At 54.0% G+C, this 7,235-nt stretch carries 4 protein-coding genes; all 4 read left to right on the top strand.

Annotation, left to right across the window (positions count from 1 at the left end):
• Positions 1 to 451: hydrogenase maturation protease (locus V6D20_25065; GenBank protein ID HEY9819053.1), on the top strand; the 451-nt coding region annotated here is incomplete at its 5' end.
• 436 nt (positions 452 to 887) lie between these two features.
• A complete protein-coding gene (nifJ, locus tag V6D20_25060; protein ID HEY9819052.1) occupies positions 888 to 4,562 on the top strand; it encodes a pyruvate:ferredoxin (flavodoxin) oxidoreductase in 3,675 nt (1,224 codons plus the stop codon).
• Positions 4,563 to 4,659: 97 nt separating this feature from the next.
• Positions 4,660 to 5,685 (top strand): dihydroorotate dehydrogenase-like protein, encoded by a 1,026-nt coding sequence (locus V6D20_25055; GenBank protein ID HEY9819051.1) that lies wholly within the window; start codon positions 4,660 to 4,662, stop codon positions 5,683 to 5,685.
• A 54-nt stretch (positions 5,686 to 5,739) separates the two neighbouring features.
• A complete protein-coding gene (locus tag V6D20_25050) occupies positions 5,740 to 6,954 on the top strand; it encodes an ATP-dependent 6-phosphofructokinase (GenBank protein HEY9819050.1) in 1,215 nt (404 codons plus the stop codon).
• The last annotated feature ends 281 nt before the right edge of the window (positions 6,955 to 7,235 follow it).

Below are 7,235 nucleotides of genomic sequence, written 5' to 3'. Positions count from 1 at the left end.
CGGCAACACCCTGCGTGGGGATGACGGCGCAGGCTACTACATTGCTGAGCAGATGGCGGATCAGATTGCTGCCCATGCCTGGATAGGGGTGCGATCGCTCTCGGTGCATCAACTGCTTCCCGAACTTGCGGCCGAGATGGCTGGCGTCCAAACCGTGATCTTTGTCGATGCGGCTATGCCTGGCGAAGTCCTGACCCAGCCTAGATTAGAGCGCTTAGTAGCTAAGACAACTGCACCCACCTTAGGACATCACCTCGATATGCGATCGCTCCTCGACCTCGCCCACCAGCTCTATGGCGCAACGCCCACCGCCTATCGTTTGCTCATACCCACCCAAACCTTTGATATTGGCATCACTGTTTCCTCCCTCACCCAAGCCGCGATCGCCCAGGCGATGTCAACACTTCTTGAATTTGTAACTCATTTTATCGAACCTGAAGCATCACTTTAGGAAGCTAGGGCAGCAATCCTGAAAATAATGTAGCAAATTGTTATAAAACAATCCTAATTGTTGAAATTTAAGGGCGATCGCTGATGTAACCTGAAGAAAATTATAAGGCTACTCTTGATGGGTTTTATAGGGGTAGTATAGAGGTATGGGAACTAATCCAAGGCGGTAAACTGTTGACTTCATTTCATACCACTGAAGGACGAAAGCTGGCTATTTTAGTTAGTTAGATTCACATATCTTCCTCGACAAAAGTAACAGACTCGTTGCAAAAGTCTGGCAAGTAATCTAACAGCTTAAACCTAACTTGGTCTTTCATAAATCAGTGATAAAGCGAGTGATTGAACACCAGCAAGCTAGTAGAAATCAAGATCATTGGATTGGTACTTACATGATGTCTATTCTGTAAGGCCCAGGTGTCTTTAAGAGGGCTTTAACCATGACAGAGAGAACATTTGCAACCATTGATGGCAACGAAGCAGTTGCCCGGGTGGCCTACCGCCTGAGCGAAGTGATCGCCATTTACCCCATTACCCCTGCCTCGCCCATGGGTGAGTGGTCGGATACTTGGGCATCAGCAGAGCAGCCCAATCTTTGGGGCACCGTCCCCTCTGTCGTTGAGATGCAAAGTGAAGGAGGGGCCGCTGGAGCGGTGCATGGGGCACTGCAAGCGGGCTCTCTCACCACCACGTTTACCGCATCTCAGGGGCTGCTGTTGATGTTGCCCAACCTGTATAAAATTGCCGGAGAACTGACGCCAGCCGTGCTACACGTGGCGGCGCGATCGCTGGCAGCTCAGGGGCTATCGATCTTTGGGGATCACAGTGACGTGATGGCGGCGCGGGCCACGGGCTGTGGCTTGCTCTGTTCTGCTTCGGTGCAGGAAGCTCAGGATATGGCAGCGATCGCCACCCGAGCTAGCCTCGAATCCCGCATTCCGTTCCTGCATTTCTTTGATGGTTTCCGCACCTCCCACGAGATCCAAAAAGTGGAGCTGTTAGCGGATGACACCTTGGTGGACTTTATTCCCCAATCCCTGATTTTTGAACACCGCCATCGGGCCCTAACGCCCGATCGCCCTGTCATTCGCGGCACGGCCCAAAATCCTGATGTCTATTTCCAAGCCAGGGAAACCGTCAATACGTTCTACAATGCCTGTCCTAGCATTGTGCAACAGGCGATGGATGATTTCGCCGCGCTCACCGGCCGGCAGTATCGTCTCTATGACTATCACGGCGCACCGGATGCAGATCGGGTGGTGGTACTCATGGGATCGGGCTGTGAAACGGCCCAGGAAGCCGTGGATGTCTTGGTGGCCCAGGGTGAAAAAGTTGGTGTACTCAAGGTGCGGCTTTATCGTCCCTTTGAGATGGTGGACTTCATCGCGGCCCTCCCCAGAACAGTTACCCATCTAGCAGTTCTCGATCGCACCAAGGAACCCGGTAGTGCTGGCGAACCCCTCTATCTCGATGTGCTGAGCGCTGTACGAGAGTTAAACCGCTCCATCCACGTCGTAGGCGGTCGCTATGGTCTGTCATCCAAAGAATTTACCCCTGCCATGGTGCGATCGGTTTTGGATACCTTAGCTGTCGATGAGCCGCGTAATCACTTCACGGTGGGGATCATTGATGATGTTACTCTAACCTCTCTGGACGTAGATTCCAGCTTCTCCACTGAGCCCGATAACGTCGTGCGGGCCATTTTCTATGGGCTAGGCTCCGATGGCACCGTAGGCGCGAATAAGAATTCGATTAAGATCATTGGTGAAGAAACAGATAACTATGCCCAGGGTTATTTTGTCTATGACTCCAAGAAATCCGGTTCAGTCACCGTATCTCACCTGCGCTTTGGTCCCGATCCTATTCACTCTACCTACCTAATTACTAGCGCCAACTTTATTGCCTGCCACCAGTGGGAATTTGTCGAAAAATTTGATCTACTCAAAGAAGCAAAACCTGGCGCAACCTTCCTAGTGAGCAGCATCTACGATCCTGAAGAAACCTGGGCAAGACTGCCGCGATCGCTGCAAGAAGCCATTGTAGCCAAACAGATTAAACCCTACTGCATCAATGCTCTCAAGGTAGCCCGAGATGCAGGCATGGGTGGACGGATTAATACCGTCATGCAGGTCTGTTTCTTCGCCCTCTCCGGTGTCTTACCTCGGGAAGAAGCGATCGCTCAAATTAAGAAAGCGATTCGCAAAACCTACGGCAAGAAGGGTGAGGAAGTGGTGCAGATGAACATCAAGGCTGTTGATCAAACCCTAGAACATCTCTACGAGATTCCGGTGGGTGCCATTCCTGATGCCGCTGCCGAGACCCATTCCTGGGTGCCCGATACCGCGCCCGCCTTTGTGCGCAATGTGTTGGGACAGATGATGGCCCGCCAAGGCGACGACCTGCCGGTCAGCGCTCTGCCGGTGGATGGTACCTATCCTAGCGGCACCTCACAGTGGGAAAAGCGCAATGTGGGCCATGAGGTACCGGTGTGGGATCCAGACGTTTGCGTCCAGTGTGGCAAGTGCGTCATGGTCTGTCCCCATGCGGTGATTCGCTCCAAGGTGTATGAGCCCCAATTGCTGGACGGCGCACCGGAGACCTTCAAGAGTGTTGATGCCAAGGATAAGTCTTGGTCGGATTTGAAGTTTACCATTCAGGTCTCGACGGAAGACTGTACGGGCTGCGCTCTTTGTGTTGATGTTTGCCCCGCCAAAAATAAGGCAGAGCCCCGCAAGAAAGCGATTAATATGGCTCCCCAACTACCGCTGCGGGAACAAGAACGGGACAACTGGGACTTTTTCCTCAAGGTTCCCAACCCCGATCGCTTAGCGTTAAACCTGCATAAGATCGCCCAGCAACAAATGCAGGAGCCTCTATTTGAGTTCTCTGGAGCCTGTGCGGGCTGTGGTGAAACTCCCTACATTAAACTAGCGACGCAACTATTTGGCGATCGCATGTTGGTGGCCAACGCCACCGGCTGTTCATCGATCTACGGCGGGAACTTACCTACAACGCCTTGGACGCACAATGCCGAGGGTCGCGGCCCCGCTTGGTCGAACTCGCTGTTTGAAGACAACGCTGAATTTGGTCTTGGCTTCCGGGTCTCCGTCGATAAGCAAGCCCAATATGCTCGGGAATTGCTCCACGACCTCGCCATTGACCTGCAAGATTCGCCCATTGCTGTTGACCTAGCCACGGCAATTCTCAACAATTCCCAACGAGACGAAGCCGACATTGCCGAACAGCGGCAGCAGGTGGCCCAGTTGAAAGAAGCGATCGCCGCTTGGCTGGCCCAAATGGATGACCATGGCGTACGAGTGCCGGTGAACGTCGGCGGTGGTTCATCGACAGATGCCGCTACCCAAACAGCCGTTCAGCTACGGGCCAAACTGCTGAATCTCCAGTCTCTGGCCGACTACCTGGTGAAGAAAAGCGTCTGGATCATCGGCGGCGACGGCTGGGCCTACGACATTGGCTACGGTGGCTTAGATCACGTTCTCGCCAGCGGTCGCAACGTCAATATCCTGGTGCTCGACACCGAAGTCTATTCCAACACCGGCGGACAAATGTCCAAAGCCACGCCTCGGGCAGCCGTTGCCAAATTTGCAGCAGGCGGTAAACCAGCTCCCAAGAAAGACCTCGGTCTCATGGCCATGACCTACGGCAACGCCTATGTGGCTAGCGTCGCCATGGGGGCTAGGGATGAGCACACCCTGCGGGCTTTCATCGAAGCTGAAGCCTACGATGGCCCCTCGCTAATCATCTGCTACTCCCACTGCATTGCCCATGGCATCAACATGACCGAAGGGATGCAGCAGCAAAAAGCCCTGGTGGATTCAGGACGCTGGTTGCTCTACCGCTACGACCCGCGCCGCGCCGATGCTGGACAAAATCCCCTGCAGCTAGACTCGCGATCGCCCAAGTCCACGGTGGAACAGTCGATGTACCGTGAAAATCGGTTCAAGATGCTGACCCGCACCAAACCTGATGATGCCAAACGCCTTCTGAAAGCTGCCCAAGGCGACGTCAACACCCGCTGGCATCTCTACCAATCCATGGCAGAACGGCAGATGAACGGGCAAACCAGCCCTCCCTCGGAGCCCACAGCCCCATAGCCTCATCCATGGGCTAGGTGGCCATCTTGCCCCTAGCCCATGTTGTCAGACACCTTGTCAGACACTTTGTCAGACCGTCCCAGCAGGAGACATGATTATGGACTTGACTACAATCTACCTAGGCTTAGAGCTGCGATCGCCCCTGGTGGTAGGAGCTGCCGCCCCGCTCACCGAAGACATCCAGCACCTGCGGCAAATGGAAGATGCTGGCGCTGCCGCCGTTGTCCTTCACTCGCTTTTTGAAGAGCAGCTACGGAGCGATCGTCTGGAATTACACCATCATTTGGAATACGGCACCGAAAGCTTCGCCGAAGCCCTCACCTACTTCCCCGAACCTGACCTGTTCCATGTGGGCACTGACATCTATCTCAACCACATCCGCGCCGCCAAGGACATGGTCGATATTCCCATCATCGCCAGCCTCAACGGCTCCACCCTCGGCGGCTGGACAGACTATGCCCGCCAGATCCAAGCAGCCGGAGCCGATGCCCTAGAAATCAACATCTACGCCATTCCCACCGATCTCCACACCAGCGCCGCTGATATTGAGCAGCAGTATCTCGACATCCTCAAAGCCGTCAAGTCAGTGGTACAGATTCCCGTGGCGGTGAAGCTCAGCCCCTATTTCAGCAACATGGCCCACATGGCCCATCAACTGTATGAGGCGGGTACCGATGGTCTGGTGTTGTTCAACCGCTTTTATCAACCCGATATCGATATCGAAGAGCTAGAAGTGCGTCCCCACGTACTGCTCAGCACCCCCCAAGATATGCGCCTGCCCATGCGCTGGATTGCGCTACTCTATGGGCGCATTCCTGTAGACTTTGCCGCCACCAGCGGTATTCATAAAGGGCAAGATGTGGTGCGGATGCTCATGGCCGGTGCAACGGTGACCCAACTGGTCAGCGTTCTGCTCCGCCACGGCATCGGACATTTGAAGAATATCGAACAAGAGTTGCAGACTTGGCTCCAAGAGCATGATTATGAGTCAGTACAACAACTTCGAGGCAGCATGAGCCAGCTACGGTGTCCCAACCCTAGCGAGTTTGAGCGTGCTCAGTACATGAAAGCCATCCAAACCTATCAACCGGATTGGATGAGTTCAGTGGATCTGGTGCGGTAGCAGACGCGCTGTCCCTCCAGTCGTCTAAGGGTCTAGTCCATGCGGAGAATATCTATGGAACGTCGTAAACGAATTGGTATTTTAACCAGCGGGGGTGATTGCCCCGGCTTGAATGCAGTGATTCGCTCGGTGGTGAAATGCGCCAGCCGGCAAGGATGGGATGTCTATGGCATTCCCTACGGCACAGACGGCTTCATTCGGGTTGCTCAGGGGCTTTGTTCTCCCGAAGAACTCAAGCTATCTGACCATGGTTACGACATTCCTGGGCTTTTGCATGGTCTAGATGTCCTGCAGTTTCTCAGCGGCAGTATCCTCGGTTCTCTCAGTCGCGGCAATCCCCGTGATCCCCATGTGCAGGCAGAGATTCTAGCGGGCTACGAACGTTTGGGTCTTGATGCCCTGATTGCTATTGGCGGCGATGGCAGTTTAGAGATTATTTGCCAACTGGCAGAGAAAGGCAACTGGAATGTCATCGGCATTCCCAAAACCATCGATAACGATGTGCCCTTCACGGAGCAATCTGTGGGCTACAACACCGCTGTTGATACGGTTACCAAGATGCTCTACGATCTCACCTTTACCGCCGCTAGCCACGATCGCGTCATGGTGGTGCAGGTGATGGGGCGGGATGCCGGACACCTAGCGCTAAATGCCGGTATTGCCGGGGGTGCGGATGTGATCCTCATTCCCGAACTGGTACCCATTCTCAACAGCATGGTGGTGGATCAGATCTGCCAACGCCTAGAAAGCCTGCGCCACAATCGCCGTAAGTTTGCCCTTGTGGTCATCTCTGAGGGTGTCAAAAACCAAGATGGCGCAAAAGAGAAATATATTGGCGATCGCCTCGCCGAACAAATTCATCAGCGTAGCCGAGAACTATGCGGCGTCCATGATGAATCGGCCTGCGAACTCACCCAAGTGGATACCCGCTCCACCGTGCTGGGCCATATCCAGCGCAGCGGTACGCCTAATGCTTTCGATCGCTTACTGGGCACGGCCTTTGGTAAAAAAGCTATCGACTTGATTGCCGAAGAAACCTATAACCAGCTTGTGGTTTGGCGGAACGGTCAGGTACAGGCCTGCTCTCTGGATGAGGTCATGCCGATCATTCGCCAATGCCATAAGGAAAATCGCTGCCCTGGTCCGGTTCAGCTCGATAGCTGCATGGTGCAGGTAGCAGAATCTCTAGGCATCTACATCGGCATCGACATTGCCAACCAAAATGCCTCCTCCTTGCCCCGCTCCACCGCTGTACCTGCCGTCGATTAGCGCTCTACGCAAGTCCAACTCAGTCATCCAGCGCATAGGGTCAACGGTCGATCCTATGCGCTTTGTTCTGGAAAGCGATCGCCCCCTAACCATAGCTTCCCAACCCCCTTTCACAACTACAACCGACGACCGTAGACTAGGTCTAAACTGATTGTGTAAGCATCCAGCGCAATCCCTGGGTTCGTGGCGGATGTTGTGACTGTTTCACCCCTGTTTGGAGTACTTTTGTGAACTTGTCCTCTTTTTCGTCCCTATCATCCTTGGGCTTTTTCCGTAATCTA

Source organism: Candidatus Obscuribacterales bacterium (genome assembly GCA_036703605.1).
Taxonomy (GTDB): domain Bacteria; phylum Cyanobacteriota; class Cyanobacteriia; order RECH01; family RECH01; genus RECH01.
The sequence above is the reverse complement of the archived record's forward strand: the minus strand, read 5'-3'. Positions and strand labels throughout refer to the sequence as shown.